The organism is Pseudoduganella sp. GW821-FHT05F09 (assembly GCF_059419605.1).
Map to the genome: position 1 here is coordinate 381,764 of NZ_JBWKSD010000001.1, position 22,327 is coordinate 404,090.

The 22,327-nt window shown below is 66.6% G+C and carries 16 protein-coding genes; 5 read left to right on the plus strand and 11 right to left on the minus strand.

Annotated elements, in window-relative coordinates; genetic code table 11:
* Positions 1-20: 20 nt before the first annotated feature.
* The 5 genes from AC07S4_RS01555 to AC07S4_RS01575 form a co-directional block, all read right to left on the minus strand.
* Positions 21-692, minus strand: coding sequence for a response regulator (locus tag AC07S4_RS01555; RefSeq protein WP_494984922.1), 672 nt, complete (start codon positions 690-692; stop codon positions 21-23).
* A 52-nt stretch (positions 693-744) separates the two neighbouring features.
* The gene (locus tag AC07S4_RS01560) at positions 745-969 is read right to left on the minus strand and encodes a hypothetical protein (protein ID WP_494984923.1); all 225 of its coding nucleotides are present in this window, start codon (positions 967-969) and stop codon (positions 745-747) included.
* A gap of 109 nt (positions 970-1,078) precedes the next feature.
* Positions 1,079-1,708 carry a phosphohydrolase gene (locus tag AC07S4_RS01565; RefSeq protein WP_494984924.1) on the minus strand — a complete coding sequence of 210 codons (630 nt, stop codon included), beginning with the start codon at positions 1,706-1,708 and terminating at the stop codon, positions 1,079-1,081.
* 102 nt (positions 1,709-1,810) lie between these two features.
* On the minus strand, positions 1,811-2,875 hold the full coding sequence (locus AC07S4_RS01570; RefSeq protein ID WP_494984925.1) for a DNA topoisomerase IB: 1,065 nt from the start codon (positions 2,873-2,875) through the stop codon (positions 1,811-1,813).
* Positions 2,876-2,967: 92 nt separating this feature from the next.
* Positions 2,968-5,940, minus strand: a complete 2,973-nt coding sequence (locus AC07S4_RS01575; RefSeq protein WP_494984926.1) for a hybrid sensor histidine kinase/response regulator — start codon at positions 5,938-5,940, stop codon at positions 2,968-2,970.
* 88 nt (positions 5,941-6,028) lie between these two features.
* On the opposite strand from AC07S4_RS01575, the gene AC07S4_RS01580 reads away from it, so the two are divergent.
* On the plus strand, positions 6,029-6,655 hold the full coding sequence (locus tag AC07S4_RS01580; protein WP_494984927.1) for a LysE family translocator: 627 nt from the start codon (positions 6,029-6,031) through the stop codon (positions 6,653-6,655).
* Positions 6,656-6,664: 9 nt separating this feature from the next.
* Here AC07S4_RS01580 and AC07S4_RS01585 read toward each other — a convergent pair whose 3' ends face one another.
* Both AC07S4_RS01585 and AC07S4_RS01590 read right to left on the minus strand, forming a co-directional pair.
* Complete coding sequence (locus AC07S4_RS01585; protein ID WP_494984928.1) at positions 6,665-7,375, minus strand: YceI family protein; 711 nt, start codon at positions 7,373-7,375, stop codon at positions 6,665-6,667.
* Positions 7,376-7,626: 251 nt separating this feature from the next.
* Positions 7,627-9,591: a methyl-accepting chemotaxis protein gene (locus AC07S4_RS01590; RefSeq protein ID WP_494984929.1), complete on the minus strand. Its 1,965-nt coding sequence runs from the start codon at positions 9,589-9,591 to the stop codon at positions 7,627-7,629.
* 303 nt (positions 9,592-9,894) lie between these two features.
* Here AC07S4_RS01590 and AC07S4_RS01595 point away from each other — a divergent pair, with 303 nt between their 5' ends.
* Genes AC07S4_RS01595 through AC07S4_RS01605 form a run of 3 tightly spaced genes read left to right on the plus strand, consistent with a single transcriptional unit; the run spans position 9,895 to position 12,031 of the window.
* Entirely contained in the window at positions 9,895-10,602 is a 708-nt protein-coding gene (locus tag AC07S4_RS01595; protein WP_494984930.1) for a glutathione S-transferase family protein, read from the plus strand.
* A gap of 3 nt (positions 10,603-10,605) precedes the next feature.
* Entirely contained in the window at positions 10,606-11,226 is a 621-nt protein-coding gene (locus AC07S4_RS01600) for a glutathione S-transferase family protein (protein WP_494984931.1), read from the plus strand.
* 55 nt (positions 11,227-11,281) lie between these two features.
* Entirely contained in the window at positions 11,282-12,031 is a 750-nt protein-coding gene (locus AC07S4_RS01605) for a substrate-binding periplasmic protein (protein WP_494984932.1), read from the plus strand.
* A gap of 10 nt (positions 12,032-12,041) precedes the next feature.
* On the opposite strand, the gene AC07S4_RS01610 is transcribed toward AC07S4_RS01605, so the two are convergent.
* Positions 12,042-14,732, minus strand: a complete 2,691-nt coding sequence (locus AC07S4_RS01610) for a M1 family metallopeptidase (RefSeq protein ID WP_494984933.1) — start codon at positions 14,730-14,732, stop codon at positions 12,042-12,044.
* 68 nt (positions 14,733-14,800) lie between these two features.
* Positions 14,801-15,589: a helix-turn-helix transcriptional regulator gene (locus tag AC07S4_RS01615; RefSeq protein ID WP_494984934.1), complete on the minus strand. Its 789-nt coding sequence runs from the start codon at positions 15,587-15,589 to the stop codon at positions 14,801-14,803.
* A 102-nt stretch (positions 15,590-15,691) separates the two neighbouring features.
* Between AC07S4_RS01615 and AC07S4_RS01620 the strand changes: the two genes are divergently transcribed.
* A complete protein-coding gene (locus AC07S4_RS01620) occupies positions 15,692-16,459 on the plus strand; it encodes a class I SAM-dependent methyltransferase (RefSeq protein ID WP_494984935.1) in 768 nt (255 codons plus the stop codon).
* On the opposite strand, the gene AC07S4_RS01625 is transcribed toward AC07S4_RS01620, so the two are convergent.
* Together AC07S4_RS01625 and AC07S4_RS01630 are read right to left on the minus strand one after the other, a co-directional pair.
* Positions 16,456-17,304, minus strand: coding sequence for a CheR family methyltransferase (locus tag AC07S4_RS01625; protein WP_494984936.1), 849 nt, complete (start codon positions 17,302-17,304; stop codon positions 16,456-16,458). The two genes, AC07S4_RS01620 and AC07S4_RS01625, sit on opposite strands and share 4 nt — an antisense overlap.
* Positions 17,305-17,314: 10 nt before the next feature.
* Positions 17,315-22,192, minus strand: a complete 4,878-nt coding sequence (locus AC07S4_RS01630; protein WP_494984937.1) for a HAMP domain-containing protein — start codon at positions 22,190-22,192, stop codon at positions 17,315-17,317.
* Between the last annotated feature and the right edge of the window lie 135 nt (positions 22,193-22,327).

Genomic DNA, 22,327 nt, shown 5'->3' on the forward strand with positions numbered 1-22,327 from the left:
TGGGAATACAGTGATTTGCATCAGTCCGGCTTGGCGCTGGCGGCCAGCTTGCGGCCCAGCAAGGATTCTTCCGTGCCGCCCAGCAGCGCCGCCGCCTTGGCGTTGATCTCGGTGATGCGGCCCTCGTCGTCCAGCACGAAGCGCACGCTGTTGTCGAGCCGGGCTTGCACTTCGGCCAGGTGGCGGTCCGCTTCCACCAGGCTGGCGTAGCCGCGCAGCGAGGAGATCACGGTGGTGAACAGCTTGCGCGTGGTCAGGTCGCTCTTGCACCAGAAGTCGTTGATGTCGTAGTCGAGGATAATGCTGTGCTCCAGCGCCTGGCCGGGCTGGCCGGTGCGCAGCACGATGCGCACCAGATGGTTGTGCAGGTCGTCGCGGATCTGGCGCGCCACCTTGAGGCCGGCTTCGCTGGTTTCCATGATGACGTCCAGCAGCACCAGCGCCACGTCCGGCGTGGTGCGCAGGATGTGCAGCGCTTCGTCGCCGCTGTAGGCGTGCAGGAAGCTCAGGCGGCGGCCCTGGAAGCAGGCATTGCTGAGGGAGAATTTGGTGACAACGTGCACATCGACGTCGTCGTCTACTATCAGGACGCGCCAAGGCGCAAGAGCGGGCGCGGGGCCGTTCTGCTCCGCATTGGCAGGTACATCTTCTTCTATCATCCAGTCAGCGCTGGTATCTTCTTTCACGTCCATGCACAAATCCCGTGGGGTAAAAAATCTGTTAGTGCATCTGCTTCCGTCAACACTATTCCTCGCCTGCATTTTTGTCAAAGGATTCTATCGGACGCGGTCCGGGGGCCTCAAGAGGCCCGCGCGGGCATGCGGAAAATATTTTTTCAATTGGCAAAAAAGCGGCGCGTGTACGGTTCAGCTGCCTTTGTAAGTCGTTGATTTTGTTGGGTTTAAAAATTGCCTGCCAAATTGGCATTTTATTGAAAGCCGCGCCGTTACTGGCTTTGCGGGCTGTCAAGGGGCACTTTTCCACACCGTTATCCACAGTTGGTGTGGATAAGCTGAAAAAGCGCTTTAAAAACGGCTCTTTACGCGCTTAAGCTGAGAAAAAGGCTGGCTTGTGGTTTTTACAGCTTGCCTTTCAATCGCTCCAGTTCGGCCATGAAGCGCTCGCACGCCAAAGCGGGCGGCCAGGGCTCCCACGGCGCGCCGCCGTAGACGGCGTGCAGCGGGTCGGTGTCGAGCACGGCGGCGCGTATCTTGAGCGTGCTGCGCACTTCCTCGCGCGACCAGCCCACCACGTGCACCGCTTCGCTGGCCGCCGCCAGGCGGTCGGCTTTCTTGTGGACGCGGTGCTGGCCCGGCGTCCACGCCGGCACGCCGTAGCGCAGGAAGACGGCCCGTTCCAGCCGCTGGCTCAGCTCGCGGAAGCTGTCGCCCAGGAAGGGCTTGAGCACCGAGATGCAGTCGAAGCCGAGCAGGCCTTCTTCGGCGTCGTGCAGCAGTTCGCGCAATTCCAGCACCGGGCTGAGTGCGGCGCCGGCCCAGCCGCGCCGCAGCTGCATCACCGTCAGCGAGTGCTGCGCCACCGACAGCGGCAGGGGCCAGGCCGAATGCCCGCCCCAGCGGTAGGTGCGCGCCAGGCCCAGGGCCAGGTCGCCATCGTCCCAGTCGAAGGGGGTGGGGTCGAGCAGGTCCAGCCTCTTGCCCGATGGCATACGGACCCAGGCGCGGGCTGTGTGGTCGGCGCGGCTCATCCGCTTATCCTTGTTCTTTGCTTCAAGGCCGCATTGTAATCCGAGTACGCTGAATAAGGAAATTGATATGCTTTTGGGCAATATCAACCCTGACCCCATTTTTCAGTGGGGCAAGGATTGCTGGAGCAGGGCGAGGACGGCGGCTTCTTCGGGGGCGTGGGCGGACTCGGCGGGGAGGCCTCCGCAGACCAGCTCGGCGCCGTCGAGGTAGGCGGCGAGGATGGCGGGGTGGATGTAGCACTTGCGGCAGATACTGGGGGTGTTGCCGAGCTGTTGCGCCACTGTTTCGATGGCGCGCACGATGTTCTTCCTGGCTTGCGTTTCGCTGTCGAACTTGCCGAACTCCTTGAGCGCGAGGGCGGCCAGGACGGTGCCGTGCCAGGTGCGGAAGTCCTTGGCGGTGTAGTCCTCGCCGCTGATGGCGCGCAGGTAGTCGTTGACGTCGGCCGAGTCTATGCTGTGGGTGGCGCCGTCGTCGCCGATGTATTGGAACAGCTCTTGCCCCGGCAGCTCGCGCGCGCGCTGGATGATGCGCGCCAGGCGGCGGTCGCTGACCGTGAGCTTGTGCACGATGCCGCTTTTGCCGCGGAAGTGGAAGGCGACGGCGCTGCCGTCTATCCGCACGTGGCGGTTGCGCAGCGTGGTCAGGCCGAAGGACTGGTTTTCGCGCGCGTATTCCTCGTTGCCGATCCGCATCTTCGTCACCTGCAGCAGGTGGACCACCGTGGCCAGCACTTTTTCACGCGGCAGGCCGGGCAGGCTGAGCGCCGCGTCCACCGCCGCGCGGATGGCGGGCAGGGCGCGGCCGAAGGCGAGCATGCGTTCGTATTTGACTTCGTCGCGCACGCTGCGCCAGCGGCTGTGGTAGCGGTATTGCTTGCGGCCGCGCGCGTCGCGGCCGGTGGCTTGCAGGTGGCCGTTGGCGTGCGGGCAGATCCAGACCTGCTCCCACGCGGGCGGGATGGCCAGCGCGCGTATCCGCGCCAGCGTGTCCGGGTCGCGCACCGGCTTGCCGCCGGCGTCCACGTAGCGGAAGCCTTTGCTGCCGCGCTTGCGGCTGATGCCGGGCTGGTCGCCGCTCACATAGCGCAGCCCGGCCGCCCTGGCGGTGGCGGGCGCGCCGGGAGGCGGTGCGGATTCGGCTGCTGCTGGCGGGTCGCGTTTCATCGCTGTCTTTCCTTGGAGGTGACGCGATGGTAGGGCAGTTCGGCCTGCCATTCCGTTCCCTGACGCACATAGGCCGCAGCCGGGCCGGGTGCTTAGCCGGCGCTCAGGCTGGTTTCGGTGGCGTGGCGGCTGTAGGCGCGCAGGTCGGCGCAGGCCTGGTCCAGGGCGGCGGCCACTTCGGGCAGGGACTCGACCACCAGCTGCAGCTCGCCGGCGGCGGACAGTTTTTCCAGGTCGTGGCAAAGGCTGTGCAGGCCGGTGTCGCTGAGGTAGCCCGCGCTGCCCTTGAGGGCGTGGAAGGCGGCCGAGGCGGCGTGGCTCTTGCCGCCCAGGGCGGCCTTGCGCGCCACTTCCAGGCGCCGTGGGGCTTCTTCCAGGAAGGCTTGTGTGATGCGCTGCATGTGCTTGGGCGACAGCCCGGCCAGCGGCATGATGCTGATCTTGCCGGGTGTTGCGGCGTCCGCACCGCCGCCTGCGCAGGCGAGCGGCTCCACGCCGAACTGGGCCGCCAGCTCTGCTTCGCTGGGCGCGGCGGAGGGGGCCGACGGGGCGGGGCCGGGCGACGCCAGCGTGTAGCCGGAATTCCAGTCTTCTTCCTCCGGCTCGGCGGCCGGCGGGCCGCACGGCGGCAGCTCGCGGCCGCGCGCGATCAGCTGGGCGATGGTTTTTTCGATCTGGTCGTACAGCAGCCGTTCGTCGACCGGCTTGCTGAGGAAGCCGTCCATGCCCACCGCCAGGTAGCGCGCGCGGTCGTGGTCGCTGGCGTTGGCGGTCAGGGCGATGATGGGCACGCTGGTGTCGCGCACGCGGTAGTCTTCCGTGCCGCCGCGCCGTATCAGGCGCGCGGCTTGCTCGCCGTCCATGCTGGGCATGCGGCCGTCCATCAGCACCAGGTCGTAGTCGGCGGTGCTGAGCGCTTCCAGCGATTCGATGCCGTTTTCCACCAGCACCACCTCGTGGCCCATGGCTTCGAGCAGGGTGCTGATGATGATCTGGTTGGTGCGCACGTCTTCGGCGCACAGGATGCGCAGGCGGTAGGCGTGGCGCTGTTCGCGCGGCGCGGCCGGCAAGGTTGCTTCTGGCGGCGTGCCCAGCGTGAGCGGCAGCGTGAAGTAGAAGCTGGAGCCCACGCCTTGCTGGCTGGCCACGCCGATCTCGCCGCCCATCAGTTCCACCAGCTCCTTGCAGATGGCCAGGCCCAGCCCGGTGCCGCCGTAGCGGCGCGTGGTGGACATGTCGGCCTGCTCGAATTTCTGGAACAGGCGCTCCATCGTGGTCTCGCTGATGCCGGGGCCGGTGTCGCTGATGCTGAACTGCAGCATGGTGACGCCGCGCTTGTCCTTGCCGGCGGCCGCTTCCAGCCGCACTTCGCCGCGGTCGGTGAATTTGATGGCGTTGCCGAGCAGGTTGAGCAGGATCTGGCGGATGCGGGTGGGGTCGCCCAGCACGTAGCGCGGCAGGTCCAGCGCCAGTTCGCGCCGCAGCAGCAGGCTCTTGGCGTCGGCCTGCGCCTGCAGGATGCCGATGGCTTCGTCGATCAGCGTGCGCAGGTCGACGCTGATGGTCTCGATAGCCAGCTTGCCGGCGTCGATCTTGGAGAAGTCCAGGATGTCGTTGAGGATGGCCAGCAGCGCCTCGCTGTTTTGCAGGCCGATGCGCAGGTATTCCTCGGTGCGGCCCTGCACGGTCTGGTCGCGCAGCGCGAACTTGAGCATGCCGATCACGCCCGCCAGCGGGGTGCGGATGTCGTGGCTCATGGCGGACAGGAAGTCAATGCGGTGGCGGCTGACGATCTCGGCGTGTTCCTTCGCTTCGGTCAGTTCGGCGGTGCGCTCGTTGACGCGCTGCTCAAGGTGGTTGCGCAGCAGGCGGATCTGGTCGGCCAGGGCGAAGGCCAGCAGCACGCCGTCCAGCGTGCCGCCGAGCAGCGTGAACAGCTGCGCGTTTTCCACGGCGGCCGGGATCAGGCCGATGTTGGCGGGCAGGATCAGCAGGCCGGGCAGCATCAGCGCGATAAAGCCGAGCACGAAGAAGCGCGCCGGCTGGTAGCCGTTCTTCCACACGATGACGCCGCTCGCCAGGGCCAGCGTCATCCACACCATGATGGCGACGGTGGCCAGCGTGTGCGCCCAGCTCAGCGCGATGAAGCAGCTGGGCAGCAGGGCCAGCGGCAGCACCAGGTTGATGGTGCTGAGCTTGTACAGCACGGGCGACCGCTCGCGCAGCTGCAAAAAGGTGCGGTAGAACAGCGTGCTCAGCACCGGCAGCAGGAAGAAGGGGATGTAGTGGACGTGCAGATTGTGCAAGCCGAACAGGTCGGCGGGCAGGTGGAAGGTCAGGCCCCAGCCGGCCGCGTAGCACAGCACGTAGAGCGAGTAGTACAGCGGCGCGCGTTCGCGCGTGTAGCTGTAGATGAAGAAATTGAATACGCCCAGCGCGAGCAGGGCGCCGATGGAGCCGATGATGAGGAAGTTCTCGCGCGCCACCAGCTGCAGGTAGGCGGGGCGCGGGGTGACGGCGAACACCGGCGTGCGGGCGTAGTAGGGGCTGCTGAAGCGTATCAGCACTTCGTAGCTTTCGCCGGGCTGCAGTTCGATGTCTTTGCCGTAGTGCAGCAGGTATTCGTGCGGGGCGCGGTAGCCGGACAGCAGGCGCTGCACCGCGCCGTCGGGGCCGTAGATGCGGGTTTCCACGGCGTCGATCAGGGTGTCGTTGGGGTCGATCACCCAGGCGGTCTGGCGGCTGTCGTTGCGCAGGCGGGCGTGCAGCCAGTAGCCGCCGCCCAGCAGGTCCACCTCCGTGGCGGGCCTGAGCGTGGCGAGCAGGGCGGGCAGGCCGGCCGCGTCGGCGGGGAAGGGCTGGTCCCCGGCCTGGTACAAACGGGCGCTGCGCATCAGGTCCTGCGATTGCGGGCTGGTCAGCACGGCCTGGCCGATGCGGGTGTCTGCCGTGGCCTGGGCTTGCGCGGGGAGGGCGGCAAGGACGAATACCAGTGCGAACAAACAGGCGGCAAGGCAAGGGAACAGCGCGCCGAGGCGACTGAATATCTTGCTGGCTGTACTCATGTTGTTTGCCAAGGGCATCGCGCTGGGATAGTAAAATGGCGGAAATCTTGCCTTATTTTAATCGACTATTCAGGGAAACCCTATTTTGATGATCTCTCCGGAACAAATCGTTGCCTTTCTGGCCGCTGCGGTGGTGATAACTGTGTCGCCCGGCCCGGACAATTTAATGGTGCTGGGCATGGGCATGTCGCGCGGACGCGTCAAGGGCATCGTGTTCGGACTGGGCTGCGCGCTGGGCTGTTTGAGCCATACGCTGCTGGCCACGCTGGGCGTGAGCGCGCTGATCGCGGCCTCGCCGCTGGCGTTCACGGCCCTGAAGGTGGCGGGTGGCGTGTATCTGATCTGGCTGGGCTGGGGCGCGCTGCGCAGCCCGGGCGGCGCGCGCGTGGAGGGCGGCGGCCTGCCGGACGAGTCGCTGCTGCGCCTGTTCGGCAAGGGGCTTTTTGCCAACAGTATCAATCCGAAAGTGGTGCTGTTCTTCCTGTCCTTTTTGCCGCAGTTCGTGGTGGCGGGCAACGGCCCGGTGAGCTGGCAGACCGCGCAGCTGGGCCTGCTGTTCACCTTGCAGGCCTGCGTGCTGTTCGGCCTGCTGGGCTATTTCTCCGGCGCCATCGGCAAATGGCTGAACCGCAGCCCGCGCGCCGGGCTGTGGATGGACCGCATTGCGGGCACCATCTTCATCGGGCTCGGTATCCGTCTTATTGTTGCGCGGTAGAGTTGCGCGCTAGTTGGCGACCGCCTCGATACGGAAGCGCAGCTCCAGTTCGTCCTGCACGGCCAGCGTCCCGCCCAGCACTGAAAAGGGCTTAATGCCGAAGTCGCTCTGCTTGAGCGTCAGCGTGCCGGCGGCGCTGATGCCGTTGGCGCGCGGGGTGAGCACGGCGGGGATGGCGTAGCGGCGCGTGACGCCGTGCAGCGTGATGGCTGCCTGCAACGGGCCTTCCGGCGTGCCGACGGCGCTCACCTGTACATACGGGTATTTTTCCGCGTCCAGCACCTTGGTGAGCATATTGTTGCGGGTGCCTGCGATGGCGTCCGCCGCCGGCACGGTGGTCATGCCGGCTTCGGCGCGCAGCGCGCTTTCATCCACGGTCAGCTGGTCCAGGCGGAAGCGGAATTCGGTGTGGCCGGGCTGGCCGCCTGCCGGGGCCACGGCCTGGCCTTCGATGTTGCGGCTGGCCACCACGTGGTCATGCCCGAGCCGCGCCAGCAGGCCGCCGCGCCGCACGGTGACGGCGATCAGGGAGTTGTTCTGGTCGATGCGCAGCGGCTGGCGGACGGCGGCGGGGGCGGCAGGTGCGGCAGGAGCTGGCGCGCGGGGCCGGGCGGGGGCGGCGGCTGGCGCCGGGGATGCAGGCGCGGACGCTGCCGGCGATGCCGGCGCAGGCGGCGTTCCCAGCGGCGCGGGGGCGCAGGCGCACAGCAGCGCGGGCAACAGGACCGCACCCAGTGTGGCGCGCGGCAGTGGCTTTTTTGCGATTGTTACTTTTCGAGAGTTTTGCAGGGGTAAGTTTGTCATATTCTGTGCATGAGACCTGAACGCAAACCATACCACCGAATAGCAGGGCAATGTCATGCGCCTGTCACGACGCTGTGAGATGATGGTTTCGCTCTCAAATCTCTCCCGATTTGAATCCCTTGGCCCGCAATGCAAAACATTGCGGGTTTTTTTTGCCCATTTCTCCCTTAGAGCTGGAAGACGCGCACCACCTGCGCCAGCGAGGCCGCTTCCTCCTGCAGCGAGGCGGCCGCCGCTGCGGCTTGTTCCACCAGGGCGGCATTCTGCTGCGTCACTTCGTCCATGCGGGTGATGGCGGTGTTGACTTGGGCGATGCCGGCGTTCTGCTCCTGGCTGGCCGCTGAAATCTCGGTCATGATGCCGGTCACGTGGGCCACGCTGGACACCACTTCGTCCATGGTGGAGCCGGCCTGCTGCACCAGCTTGCTGCCTGCTTCCACCTGTTCCACCGAGGCGTTGATCAGCTCCTTGATTTCCTTGGCCGCGCCGGCCGAGCGCTGCGCCAGGTTGCGCACTTCGCTCGCCACCACGGCGAAGCCGCGTCCTTGTTCGCCCGCGCGCGCGGCCTCCACGGCGGCGTTCAGCGCCAGGATATTGGTCTGGAAGGCGATGCCGTCGATGACGCTGATGATGTCCACGATCTTGCGCGAGGACTGGTTGATCGAGCCCATGGTCTCCACCACTTGCGACACCACCTGCCCGCCGCGCGCGGCCGTGTCGGACGCGGCCACGGCCAGGCGGTTGGCCTCCAGCGCGTTCTCCGCGTTCTGGCGCACGGTGGCGGTCAGCTGCTCCATGGCGGCGGCGGTTTCCTCCAGGTTGGAGGCCTGCTGTTCGGTGCGCTGGCACAGGTCCTGGTTGCCGGTGGCGATTTCGCTGGTGGCCGTGGCGATATGCTCGGCGCCCGCGCGCACCTGGCCCACCACGCCGGACAGCTTGCCGCTGATGCCGTTCATGGCGCCGCACAGTTTGCCGATTTCGTCCTTGCTGGTGGTGTGCAGCGTGACGGTCAGGTCGCCCTCGGCGATGCGTTCGGCCGCGTCTTCGGCTTCCACCAGCGGCCGCGTGACGTAGTTGCGCACCAGGAGCATCAGCGCCACGGCGAAGGCGGCCAGCGCGACAAAGCCGAACAGCACGTAGCGGTTGCGCAGGCGCACCGCGTCCATGGTGATTTCCTCGGCGTAGGCGCCGCCCGCAATCACCCAGTTCCAGTCCGGGAAGGCGGTGTAGGCCACCACTTTTTCGCGCGGCGAGGTTTCGCCCGGGTTCAGCCAGGGGTAGCGTATCAGGCCCTGCTTCTTTTCGATGATCTCCTTGATGAATTCGCGGCCGCCGGCGTCCCTGCTGTCGATGATGTTGGCGCCTTCCTTGGCCGGGTGCACCACCAGCGTGCCGGCCGCCTTGCCGGGCGTGGAGTCGAGCACGTAGAAGTAGCCGGTCTGGCCCACTTTGATGGACTTGATCTTGTCCTTGAGCGCGCGCAGCGAGGCGCTGACGTCGACGCCCACGAACAGGATGCCGATCACCTTGCCGTTCGCGCTGCGGATGGGGTCATAGCGCGTCATGTACTGCTTGCCGAACAGCGTGGCCAGGCCGGTGTAGTTGTCGCCGGCGCGCAGCTTGGCGTAGCCGGGGTGGGCGCGGTCGAGCAGGGTGCCGATGGCGCGCTCGCCGTTTTCCTTTTTCAGCGAGGTGGACACGCGGATGAAGTCTTCGCCGGTGGCGGCGAAGATGGTGGCCACGCTGCCGCTGTTGCGCTGGAATTTGTCCGGCACGCTGAAGTCCATATTGAGGACCTGCTCGCCGCTCTTCAGCGTGGGCGCGCTCTTGCCCGCCACGTCGCTGGTGGCGCTTTCGTCGAGCGTGAACTTGCCGTCGAAGGAGGCCGCCAGCATGCCGGCGTAGCCTGCCGTCTGCGCCTTGAGCGTGGTGTTGAAGATGTCCACCATGTCGGTCACGCCTTGCAGTTCCTGGCGCACGCTGTGGGTGCTGTTCTCTTCCAGCAGATTGGTGGTGGCGTTGCTGATCAGGAGGATCAGGATGCCGATGATGGCGCTGACCAGCGCGAAAGTGAAGGCGGTGATCTTGGCGCCCACGCCCCATAGGCGGGGATCGAATTTGCTGTCTCTCATGTTTGGCCCAGTCTGAATTGTCACTTTTATACTTGTCGGATTTAATGAAGTCCTAAGCCTTGTCTTCATCAATGCTGGCAAAGTAGCACCTGTAGCGCGCGGTCTCCTCCGTGCGCCAGGTTGCCATATCCCTTAGATGCGGCACGATATCCCCGCGCTCTAAAAAGCGTTTTGACCGGCTCCCTCCAAAGATCGCCGGTCTTTTTTTGCCTGGTGCTTTGCTATCCGCCTCGTGGGCGTTTTGTACGGGACAAAGCAGTTTCGCCTACACTGGCGGACACTGCAACCAAAAAAGGGTGTCCGATGATAGACCTGTACACGGCAGCAACACCGAACGGCCATAAGATTTCCATCGCGCTGGAGGAACTGGCGCTGCCTTACACACTGCATGCGCTGGACCTGGCCGCCAATGTGCAGAAGGAACCGTGGTTCCTGGCCATTAATCCGAACGGCCGCATTCCGGCCATCGTCGACCGCGGGGCGGACAATTTCGCCGTGTTCGAGTCCGGCGCCATCCTGATTTACCTGGCCGAGAAAACCGGGCGCCTGATGCCGTCCGACCCCAAGGGCCGCTCGCAGGTGCTGCAATGGCTGATGTTCCAGATGGGCGGCGTGGGGCCGATGATGGGGCAGGCCAATGTGTTCTTCCGCTATTTCCCCGAAAAGATCCAGGCCGCCATCGACCGCTACCAGGGCGAGAGCAAGCGCTTGTTCCGCGTGCTGGACGGCCACCTGGCGCAGCATGAATACCTGGCCGGCGAATACTCCATCGCCGACATCGCGAACTGGGCCTGGGTGCGCACGCATAGCTGGTCCGGCGTGGATGTGGATGGATTGCCACATTTGCAGCGCTGGCTGGCGCTGGTGGGCGAACGGCCGGCGGTGCAGCGCGGCATACAGCTGCCGCCGTCGCGGCTGGACCGCGCCTCCAGCCCGGAAAAAGCCGAGCAATTTGCAGCCGAAGCGCGCAAAATGCTCGAGACCGGACAATCACGCGAGAAAGGCGTCTGAGACATGAAACTGTACACGAGCGCGCGCGCACCCAATCCGCGCCGGGTGGCGATGTTCATGGCCGAGAAAGGCATCAGCCTGGATACGCAGCTGATAGACCTGGGCAAGCTGGAGAACCGCGATCCGGCTTTCCTGGCCAAGAACCCCTTTGGCCGCGTGCCCGCGCTGGAACTGGACGACGGCCGCGTGCTGTGCGAAACGCGCGCCATCTGCTCCTATCTGGAGGGGGTGTATCCGGAACCGAACCTGATGGGCGAGGGCTTCGAGGAGCGCGCCTTTATCGAGATGGCGGACCGCCGCGTCGAGCTGCATGTGTTCGCAGGTATCGCCAACTGTGTGCGGCATACCCATCCCGGCCTGGCGGCGCTGGAGCAGCCGCAGTTCCCCGACTACGGCGCGGCGCAGGGCGAGAAAATGCGCGAGTGGGCGCGCTGGCTGGACCAGACGCTGGCGGCCCAGCCTTACGTGGCGGGGCAGCGCTTCACCATCGCCGACATTACGGCGTTCTGCGCCATGGAGTTCGCGCGCGGGCTGATGAAGTTCCGTCCGGGCCAGGAAGGCATGGCGCATCTGCAGGCCTGGCGCGACCGCATGGCCGAACGTCCCAGCGCGGCGGCGGGCTGACCTCCCGGCCATGAGCGGCGCGCGCCCGTTACGCAAGTTCGCCAGGCGGCGGCTTGTGCTGCGGGCCGGCGCCGCCGTGGGCCTGGCTGCGGCCATGCCTGCGGTGACGGGCCAGCCGTCCAAGCCGCATGCGCCGCTCAAGGTGGTGGCCTTCAGCCTGGTTCCTTTCGGTCTGCTGGATGCATCGGGCCGGCCGGCAGGCATGATCGTCGATTTCCAGAAAATGCTGGCGGCCGAAAGCGGCCTGGCGATGGAAGTGCAGGTCGTGCCGTATCCGCGCGCCGTTGCCATGATGGTGGCGGGCGACGCGGACCTCCTGTTCAGCTTCCCCAATGCCCAGCTGCGCGAGCATGCGCACCAGCTGGGCGTGGTCGGTCACGTCGACGTGGTGGTGATGGGCCTGGCCGGTAGCCGCTACGGCAGCGCGGAGGAGCTGCGCGGCAAACGCGTGGGGCACATCCGGGGCGCCGAGTACGATATCGCGCTGCAGTCCGACCCGGCGGTGGCGCGCCATGAAACGGTTACCTACGAACAGACCGTGCGCATGCTGCTGGAAGGGCGCTACGACGCGATGCTGGGCGTGCGCCCGTCCTTCCTGTACACCATGCGGCGGCTGGGCGTGCCGCGCCAGAAGCTGGGGCCCGAGCTGGTGCTGCGCAAAGGCGAATTGCTGCTGCATTATTCCCGCAAGCGCTACCAGCCGCAGACGGCGGCCGCGCTGGTGCGCGCGCTCGCCTCACTGCGCGAGCGCGGCGCGCTGGCCGCGCTGTTCAAGGCCTACGAGGACGGCGGCATGCCGCCCTGAGGCCTGCCGCTTACAGCGCCTGGCGGTCCAGCCAGGCGTCGATTTCCGGCATGCGGTCGCGGATCACGGTGGCGCGGTACTGGATGCGCGAGATGGCCGTGTTGGTCTGGCTGCGCGCCGTGGCCGGCAGGTTGGCTTCGGCGTAGGCTTTCAGTTTGTCCGCCATGGCGGTATTGAGCGCGCCGCTGGCCAGGCCGGGGAAGTAGCCCGCGCGCGAGCTGCTTTCCACCAGCGTGTTCACCTTGGGCAGATTGGCGATGGCGAAATCGAAGGCGCGCTCGGTGTGCTCGCGCGACACGGCGGCGATGATGCCGGAGCCGATGGTGGCGTCCGGCTCGCCGCTCACGGCCAGCTCCAGCGCGCGCTGCGCCAGCGCGGGATCAACGCTCTCTCCCAGCAGGCCGTACAACTCCGCCTTGACCATGGAGGACTGCTCGGCCTTGGCTGCGGCGTGCAGTTGGTCCCAGACGCGGGCGTCCGCGTTGCGGGCCACCACGCCCAGCACCACGCGGCGCAGCTCCGCCGGCAGCGCCTTGGCGTCGCCGGCCTGCGCCGCGTCGTAGCGGCGGCGCGCTTCCACCAGCACGTCGTCGTCGCCCAGTGCGCCCAGCGAGTAGATCAGCTGTTCGCGCAGGATGGCGGTGGGCGCGTCCTCGCCGCTGCGGGCGTCCCAGCCTATGCGCGCCAGCACCGGGGCCATGCGCGAGATGGCGAAGGACGACAGCTTGGCGCGCGTGGCTTCGTTGTCGCGGGTGTAAATGCGCAGGTCGTCGAAGATGCGCGCGATGCGGCCCCACACTTGCGGCGCGGCGTCCACCGGCGTGGCGCGCGCCAGGCTGAGGGCGTCCGAGGCGGGCTGCTTGCCGGCCATGCCCAGCGCCCAGCTTTCGGTCATCAGTCCCAGCTGGTCCAAAGGCGCCAGCTTGCCGAAGCTGGCCGCCAGCGCGGCGTAGGCCTTGGGCGCGTACACGGTGCGGTAGTAGCCGGCCTGGCCGGCGTTCACCAGCAACGGGCCGCAGCCGGGCAGCGTGAGCGTGGCCTTGCCGCCGGTGACCAGGATGCGGCTCACGTCCTGCGCGCCCACGGTCTGCGCCAGCACCGGCACGCGCCACGACAGCGGCTTCTTGTTCGGCTTATCCTTGCTGTATTCGCCCTGCGTGAGCGTGACGCGGGTCTGGCCGCCCTGGCAGCTGTAGTCGGCCACTTTAATCAGCGGCACGCCGGGCTGCAGCGTGAAGTCGTGCGCGATGGCCGTCACCGGCTTTTTCGCGGCGCGCTCGATGTGCTGCCAGAGCTGATCGGACACCGCATTGCCGTAGGCGTTGGCCTTGATGTAGCCGCGCACGCCTTCGCGCCAGGCTTCCTCGCCCACATAATTTTCCAGCATGTTGATGACGGCGCCGCCCTTGGCGTAGGTGATCTCGTCGAAGGCGGCGTGCGCCTCCTCCACGGTGGCCACGCGCTGCACCACGGGGTGGGTGGTGGCCAGCGCGTCGCGCTCGATGGCGCTGTTGCGCCCGGCTACGCGGTTCAGCGAGGTTTGCCATTCCGGATGCAGCAGCGCCGTGGTGCGGCCCGCCATCCAGGTGGCGAAGCCTTCGTTGAGCCACAGGTCGTCCCACCAGCGCATGGTGACCAGGTTGCCGAACCACTGGTGCGCGGTTTCGTGCGCGGCGGTGCCGAAGGCTTCCTGCTTGTCGGCCTGGGTGGAGATGGCCGGGTCGAGCAGCATAATGGACTCGAAGCTCATGATGGCGCCCCAGTTTTCCATCGCGCCGAAGAACTGGCTGCGGCCCGGCGCGGCCAGGTTGTCCAGCTTGGGCAGCGGATAGGGCAGGCCGAAGTAGTCGTTGTATTCGCGCAGCACGGCTTTGGACGAGTCCAGCACGAACTGCGCCTGCGGCAGGCGGCCCTTGACGGTGATCACGCCCAGCTCGGTGCCGCCTTCGGTGGCGGTGGCGCGCTCGAAGTCGCCCTGGCCGAAGAACAGCAGATAGGTGGACATGCGCGGCGTGGTGGCGAAGCGCACCAGCTTGCGGCCGCCTTCCAGCGCGGTGCTGCTGGCGATGGGCATGTTGGAGACGGCCATCTGGTCCGCCGGCACGGTGGCCTCCAGCGCGAAGGTGGCGCGGAAGGCCGGCTCGTCCCACGACGGGAACATGCGGCGCGCGTCGGCCGCCTCGAACTGGGTGTAGAGCGCGCGCTTCTTGCCGGACGGGCTGTCGTAGTCGAGCGAGAACAGGCCGGCGGCCTGGTTGCCGATCTTGCCGCTGTAGTCGATGGCCAGCTGGTAGCTGCCTTTTGCCAGCGGCTGGGCGAAGCTCAGGCTGGCGGTGTGCTTGTCCGCGTCGACGGCGATCTTGCTGGCCTGCTGCACCGGCTGGCCGGGGCCGGAGGCGATGCTGGCGCTGGCCAGCGCCAGGTCCAGCGCGTGCAGGGTGATGACGGCGGTGGGCTCCAGCACGTCGATGGCGATCACCACGCGGGCGCTGAAGGTGGCCGCTTGCGCGTCCGGCGTCAGCGAGATGGCGTAGTGGGTGGGGCGGACATTGCGCGGCAGCTGGGTCGTGGCCAGGGTTGCGGCGGCAGCGGCCTTTGCGGCTTTCGCCGGCTTGGCCTTGGCGGCTTGCCCGGCCTGCGCCGGCGCGGCGGCGAGGGCGGTCAGGGACAGGATGGCTGCGGAAATCAGGCTGCGTTGCATGCAATGCTCCAAGGTTTTTGTCGATAGAGCAATGTAGCCGTATTGGCCAGCGCGGTCAATGCGGGGCTTCAGCCTTCCAGGGGCAGCAGCATGGTCAGCTTCAGGTCGTGGCGCTTGGCCAGGTGCAGCGTAATCTGCTGGAAGGCCAACGGCCCGCGCGCGGGATGCTGGAAGCGGCGCTCGCCGCCTTCGCGCCCCAGCACGTCCTGCAAGGTCCACAGCTCGCGGAACTCGCCGCTGCCGCGCGACAGTTCAGCAATCAGGGAGGCCAGCGGCTCCTGGCCGGCGTGCTTGCCGGTGTCGGCGCGAAATTCCGCCACCAGGCGCTGCGCGCGGTGGGGCCAGTCGACGATCAGGCTGCGCGCGGCGGCGTGGCCGAACATGAAGCGCAGCAGATTCGGCGGCCGGCCGTGCCGGTCCGCGCCGCCGTCCAGCCATCCGGCGAACAGGGCTGCCGCGTCCGCGTTCCAGGCGATGGCGTCCCATTGCTGGTCCAGCACGTAGGCCGGCGCCCGCACCGCCCGCACGATGGCGTCCAGCTCGCCGGGCGTGCCGCCGCCATGCTCGTGCGCTGCGCGCTGCGGGTCCAGGCGTTCGGCCAGGCTGAACAGATAGGTGCGTTCCGCGCCGCTCAGGTGGAGCACGTCGGCCAGCCGCGCCAGCATGGCGGCGGACGCGGACACCTGCCGGCCTTGCTCGAGCCAGGTCAGCCAGGTCGGGCTGATCCCGCACAGCTGCGCCAGCTCCTCGCGCCGCAAGCCGGGCGTGCGGCGCCGTCCGCCGCCGGGCAGGCCGGCGCTTTGGGGGCTCACGCGCTCGCGGTGGCGGCGGATGAACTCGCCCAGTTCATTGTTCATGGTCGCGTGCATGGAATCAGTTATACCAGGATAAGTTGTGGTCTTGTTACAGGATAAAACTACGCCTATTCTGCATCAACGCGTCCAACTGAGGAGAAATAAATGAAACAGCAAAGCTACGCCGCCCAGCAGTTCGGCAATACCGCCAGCAGTTATTTGAGCAGCAGCGTCCATGCGCAGGGGGCGGACCTGGCGGCGCTGCGCGCCATTGCCCAGGGCATGCGATCGCCGCGCGTGCTGGACCTGGGCTGCGGCGCGGGCCATGCCAGCTTCGCCGTGGCGCCGGCCGCGCAGTCGGTCGTGGCCTATGATTTGTCGGCGCAGATGCTGGAGGTGGTGGCCGGCGCCAGCCGCGAACGCGGCCTGCAAAACATCAGCACCCATCAGGGCGACGCGGGCAAGCTGCCCTTCGCGGACGCCAGTTTCGACCTGGTGGTGACGCGCTACTCGGCCCACCACTGGCCGGACGTGCAAGCCGCCCTGCACGAGGTGCGGCGCGTCCTGCGCCCGGGAGGACGCTTCGTCGCCATCGATATCACGGCGCCGAAAGAGGCGCTGTGCGACACCACGCTGCAGGCGGTCGAGCTGCTGCGCGACGGCTCCCATGTGCGCGACTACCGGGTCTGCGAATGGGGCGCCAAGCTGGAAAATGCCGGTTTTACGCACCAGCTGTCCAGCCAGTGGAAATTGACCATGCAGTTCAATGAGTGGGTGGCGCGCATGCGCACGCCGGAGCTGCGCGTGCAGGCGATCCGCAGCCTGTTCGATTCCGCGCCGGACGAGGCGCGCGCCTATTTCAGCCTGCAGGACGATTATTCTTTCGACATCGACGCCGCCATGTTCGACGCGGTTTGCGCGGAGCAGGGCTAGGCCACGCGCTTGTACCAGGGCTGCATGGGCAGCAGCGGGCGGTAGAAGGCGGCCAGCGCCTCGCTTTCGTCGAACTGGCGGTCCAGGGCCAGCACGCCGAACGGCGCCAGGCTGGCGTGGAACAGCTGCAGCACGCGCTGGCGCAGCAGCGGGCCGAAATCGGGCAGGGCGCGGCGGCACACGATGAGGTTGAATTCGTTGAAGGAGGCGTCCGTCACCAGGTTGTACTGCGCCCAGGTGATGCGGCTGCGCAGCTGCGGCAGCAGCACGGCGCGCTGGCCAGTGGTGTGGAAGTAGTCGGCCAGCCGCGCGCCGCCGCCGGCGCGCTCGTAGCCGGCCTGGTATTCGGCCAGGCGTTCCAGCGGAATGCCGTGGTCCTGCGCTTCGGCCAGCAGCTCGTCGCTGGCGACGGTGCAGTGCAGCTCGGTGCGCGCCAGCAGCCCCTGCTCGGCCAGCAGCACGGCCAGCGTCCAGGCCTGTTCGGCGCCGGCGCAGTCGGCCAGCCAGACCTTGGGCAGCGCGGCGCCGCTCAGGCAGGCCGTGGAGGCTTGCCGCAGCAGGCGTGCTTCTTCCGGATCGTCGAACATGGCGGCCGGGGGCACGTGCAGCGCGCGCAGCACGGCGCCGGCGGCGCGCGCATCGTGCAGCAGTTGGCCCTGCAGCGCGGACAGCGTGCGCAGGCTGCGCTGCTGCAGCAAGGCGCGCAGCTTGCGCCGCAGCGCGGTGCGCTCGTAGCCCCGGAAGTCGTAGCCGTAGCGCTGGAACAGGGCCTCGGCCAGCAGGTCCAGTTCCAGTTCCTCCACTTCCGGCGGCGCCTCGTGCCGCATCGGGGTTACATTGCCCATGGGCGCCCCATCAGTGCAGCCAGACGCGCATCAGCGACAGCAGCTGCGCCACGTCCACCGGCTTGGTGATGTAGTCGGAGGCGCCGGCGGCGATGCATTTGTCGCGGTCGCCCTTCATGGCCTTGGCGGTCAGCGTGATGATGGGCAGCGACTTGAACTTCGGTATGCGGCGGATGGCGCGCATGGTGTCGTAGCCGTCCATCTCCGGCATCATGATGTCCATCAGGACGATCTCGATGGTCGGGTCGCGTTCCAGCACCTCGATGCCGTCGCGCCCGTTCTCGGCGAAGGAGACTTGCATCTGCTGGCGCTCCAGCAGCGAGGACAGGGCGAAGATGTTGCGCAGGTCGTCATCGACGATCAGCACCTTGCGCCCGGCCAGGCCGCTGTCGGCGGCGTGGATCTCTTCCAGCATGCGGCGCTGCAGTTCCGGCAGGCTGGCCTGCGAGCGGTGCAGGAACAGCGCCGTCTCGTCCAGCAGCCGCTCGGGCGAGCGCGCGTCCTTGATGACGATGGTCTTGGCGTAGCGCTTGAGCCGCGCCACTTCCTTGCGGTCCAGGTCCTTGGCGGTGTTGATGACGATGGGCAGGTCGCGCAGCGTGGCGTCCTTGCCGATGATGTTGAGCAGGTCGAAGCCGCTGATGTCGGGCAGCGTCAGGTCCAGCACCATGCAGTCGAAGTGGTGGTCGCGCAGCGCCTGCAAGGCCTTTTCGCCGGAGTCCACCGCCACGATGCGCAGGTCGGCGTCGCCGATCAGGCTGACGATGGCGTCGCGCTGGTGCTGCTCGTCGTCCACCACCAGCAGGCTGCGCTTCCCGCCCAGCAGGAACTTCTGGATGCGGCTGAATTCCTCGGTCAGCGTCTCCTTGCTGACCGGCTTGTTCAGGTAGGAGATGGCGCCCTGGCGCAGCGCGCGTTCGCGCTCGCGCAGGCTGGACATCACATGCACCGGGATATGGCGCGTGCTCGGGTCGCGCTTCAGACGGTCCAGTACGGTGAAGCCGTCGATGTCGGGCAGGTCCAGGTCCAGCAGGATGGCGGACGGCAGGTAGTCGCGCGCCAGCGACAGGGCCGAGTCGCCCTGGTGGGTGACGATGCCCTTGAAGTTCTTCTCGCGCGCGTAGTCCAGCACCACCTTGGCGAAGCGCTCGTCGTCCTCGATGATGAGCACGGACGGGTCGCCCGGCGCCACCAGGGTGCGGTCGTCGAAGGAGCTGTAGACGGCCAGGTCGGGTTCCGGCTCGGCCAGCGCTTCAACCGCCAGCGGCGGCGGCGCGTACATGATTTTCGGCGGCTGCGCCGGCGCCCGGGTGGGCGGCTGGCGCGACAGGTCGTAGTTGACGAAGCCGGCGCGGTTGTAGGGCAGGAACAGCGTGAAGGTGGAGCCGCTGCCGACCACCGATTCGACGCGGATCTCGCCGCCCAGCAGGCGCGCCAGCTCGCGCGAGATCGACAGGCCCAGGCCGGTGCCGCCGTATTTGCGGGCGGTGGAGCCGTCGGCCTGCTGGAAGGCTTCGAAGATCAGCTGCAGCTTGTCGGAGGCGATGCCGACGCCGGTGTCGCTGACGGCGAAGGCCAGCACGCCGTCCGCATGCAGCAAGTTGGGGTGGTCGCTGGTCCAGCCGCTGGTGACCAGGCCGATCACCAGCGAAACCTGGCCGTGGTTGGTGAACTTGAAGGCGTTCGAGAGCAGGTTTTTCAGCACCTGCTGCAGGCGCGTGGTGTCCGTCATGACGGCGGTCGGCAGGTTCTCCGACAGCTCCACCGAGAAGCCGAGGTGCTTGGCTTCGGCCATGTGGCGGAAGGTGCGGTCCACGTAGTTGCGCAGGTTGGCGAAGCGGTATTCGGACACGTCCAGCGTGACCGTGCCGGATTCGATCTTGGACAGGTCGAGAATGTCGTTGATCAGCGTGAGCAGGTCGGAGCCGGAGCCGTGGATGGTTTTGGCGAACTCCACCTGCTTGCCGGACAGGTTGCCCTCCGGGTTGTCGCCCAGCTGCTGCGCCAGGATCAGCAGGGAGTTGAGCGGCGTGCGCAGCTCGTGCGACATATTGGCCAGGAACTCGGATTTGTACTTGGACGACAGCGCCAGCTGCGTGGCTTTCTCCTCCAGGGCAAGCTTGGCCTGCTCCACCTCGCGGTTCTTGCGCTCCACCTCGATGTTCTGCTCGGACAGCAGGCGGGCTTTTTCCGCCAGCTCCTGGTTGGTCTGCTGCAGTTCCTGCGCCAGCGACTGCGACTGCGTCAGCAGCGACTCGGTGCGGCTGTTGGCCTCGATGGTGTTGAGCACCACGCCGATCGATTCCATCAGCTGGTCCAGGAAGGACAGGTGGGTCTCGGTGAAGCGGTCCAGCGAAGCGATTTCAATCACCGCCTTCACTTGCTGCTCGAACAGGATGGGCAGCACCACGATATTGGTCGGCGGCGCGGCGCCCAGGCCGGAGCTGACCACGATGTAGTCGCGCGGCACGTCGGTCAGCCAGATGCGGACTTTTTCAAGCGCGCACTGGCCCACCAGGCCTTCGCCCGGCAGGAAGGAGGTGGGCAGCTTGCGGCTGGAACGGTAGCCGTAGCTGGCGATCATGCGCAGGCGGGCGTCTGTGTCGAGCGAGTCCATCATGTAGAACACGCCGTGGTGGGCGGACACCAGCGGCGCCAGCTCGGACAGGATCAGCTTGGTCACGGCCTGCAGGTCGCGCTGGCCTTGCAGCAATCGGGTGAAGCGCGCCAGATTGGTTTTCAGCCAGTCCTGCTGCGCGTTCTTCTGCGTGGTTTCCTTCAGGTTGCGTATCATCTCGTTGATGTTGTCCTTCAGGTAGGACACCTCGCCGCGCGCCTCCACCTGGATGGAACGGGACAAGTCGCCGCGCGTCACGGCGGTTGCCACCTCGGCAATCGCGCGCACCTGGTTGGTCAGGTTGGCGGCCAGCTGGTTCACGTTCTCGGTCAAGTCTTTCCACGTGCCAGCCACGCCGGACACATTGGCCTGGCCGCCCAGCTTGCCCTCCGTGCCCACTTCGCGCGCCACCCGCGTCACTTCCGATGCGAAGGACGACAATTGGTCCACCATCACGTTGATGGTGTCTTTCAGCTCCAGGATCTCGCCCTTCACGTCCACCGTGATCTTCTTGGACAAGTCGCCGCGCGCCACGGCGGTGGTCACCGCCGCGATGTTGCGCACCTGGCCCGTCAGGTTGGAGGCCATGAAGTTCACGTTGTCGGTCAAGTCCTTCCACGTGCCGCCCACGCCGGGCACATAGGCCTGGCCGCCCAGCTTGCCCTCGGTGCCCACTTCGCGCGCCACCCGCGTCACTTCCGACGCGAACGAGGACAATTGGTCCACCATCACGTTGATGGTGTTTTTCAGTTCAAGGATTTCGCCCTTCACGTCCACCGTGATCTTTTTGGACAGGTCGCCGTTGGCCACTGCGGTGGTCACCTCCGCGATGTTGCGCACCTGGCCGGTCAGGTTGCCCGCCATGGAGTTCACGCCGTCGGTCAAGTCCTTCCACGTGCCTGCCACGCCGGGCACGTTGGCCTGGCCGCCCAGCTTGCCCTCGGTGCCCACCTCGCGCGCCACCCGCGTCACTTCGGAGGCGAAGGAGTTCAATTGGTCCACCATCACGTTGATGGTGTTTTTCAGCTCGAGAATCTCGCCCTTCACGTCCACCGTGATTTTCTTGGACAAGTCGCCGTTGGCCACGGCGGTGGTCACGTCGGCGATGTTGCGCACCTGGCCGGTCAGGTTGCCGGCCATGGAGTTCACCGAGTCGGTCAAGTCCTTCCACGTGCCGGCCACGCCTTTCACCTGCGCCTGGCCGCCCAGCTTGCCCTCGGTGCCCACCTCGCGCGCCACCCGCGTCACCTCGGAGGCGAAGGAGGACAGCTGGTCCACCATCACGTTGATGGTGTTTTTCAGTTCAAGGATTTCGCCCTTCACGTCCACCGTGATCTTCTTGGACAAGTCGCCGTTGGCCACGGCGGTGGTCACCGCCGCGATGTTGCGCACCTGGCCCGTCAGGTTGGAGGCCATGAAGTTCACGTTGTCGGTCAAGTCCTTCCACGTGCCGCCCACCCCGGGGACATAGGCCTGGCCGCCCAGCTTGCCCTCGGTGCCCACCTCGCGCGCCACGCGCGTCACTTCGGAGGCGAAGGAGCGCAGCTGGTCCACCATCACATTGATGGTGTCCTTCAGCTGCAGGATCTCGCCGCGCACGTCCACCGTGATCTTTTTGGACAAGTCGCCGTTGGCCACGGCCGTGGTCACTTCGGCGATGTTGCGCACCTGCGACGTCAGATTACCCGCCATGGAGTTCACCGAGTCGGTCAAGTCCTTCCAGGTGCCGGCCACGCCTTTCACCTGCGCCTGGCCGCCCAGCTTGCCCTCCGTGCCCACTTCGCGCGCCACGCGCGTGACTTCGGAGGAGAAGGAGGACAGCTGCTCCACCATGGTGTTGGCGGTGGTGGCCGCGCGCAGGTATTGGCCCTTGAGCGGGTGGCCGTCCACTTCCAGCGCCATGGTTTGCGACAGGTCGCCCTTCGCCACGGCGCCGATGACGCGCGCCATTTCCGTGGTCGGCCGCACCAGGTCGTCGATCAGGGTGTTGACCGAGCTGATGATGGTCTGCCAGCCGCCGGCCACGTTGGGCACCGAGGCGCGCTGCGTCAAGCGGCCCTCGCGGCCCACGACGCGGCTCACGTCGGTGACCACTCTGACCATTTTTTCCTTGGTCTCGATGATCTCGTTCAGGGTGTCGGCGATCTTGCCGGGCATGCCGGTCCAGTCGGACGGCATGCGCACCGAGAAGTCGCCTTTCTTCAGCGCCATCAGGATCTGCAACAGCAGCTTGTTGTCGAGATCTTCGGCAATTTCGGTCATGTTGTTCATCGGGGTAAATCCTAGGCAAAGGTGGCGGACGATGGACGTAAAAGATACTCCGCTGACTACCGGAGTCAAGCAAATGTTGCTTAAAACGAAAACTTGGCGACATTGCCATTATGGCAACGTCGCCGCTGGAAACTA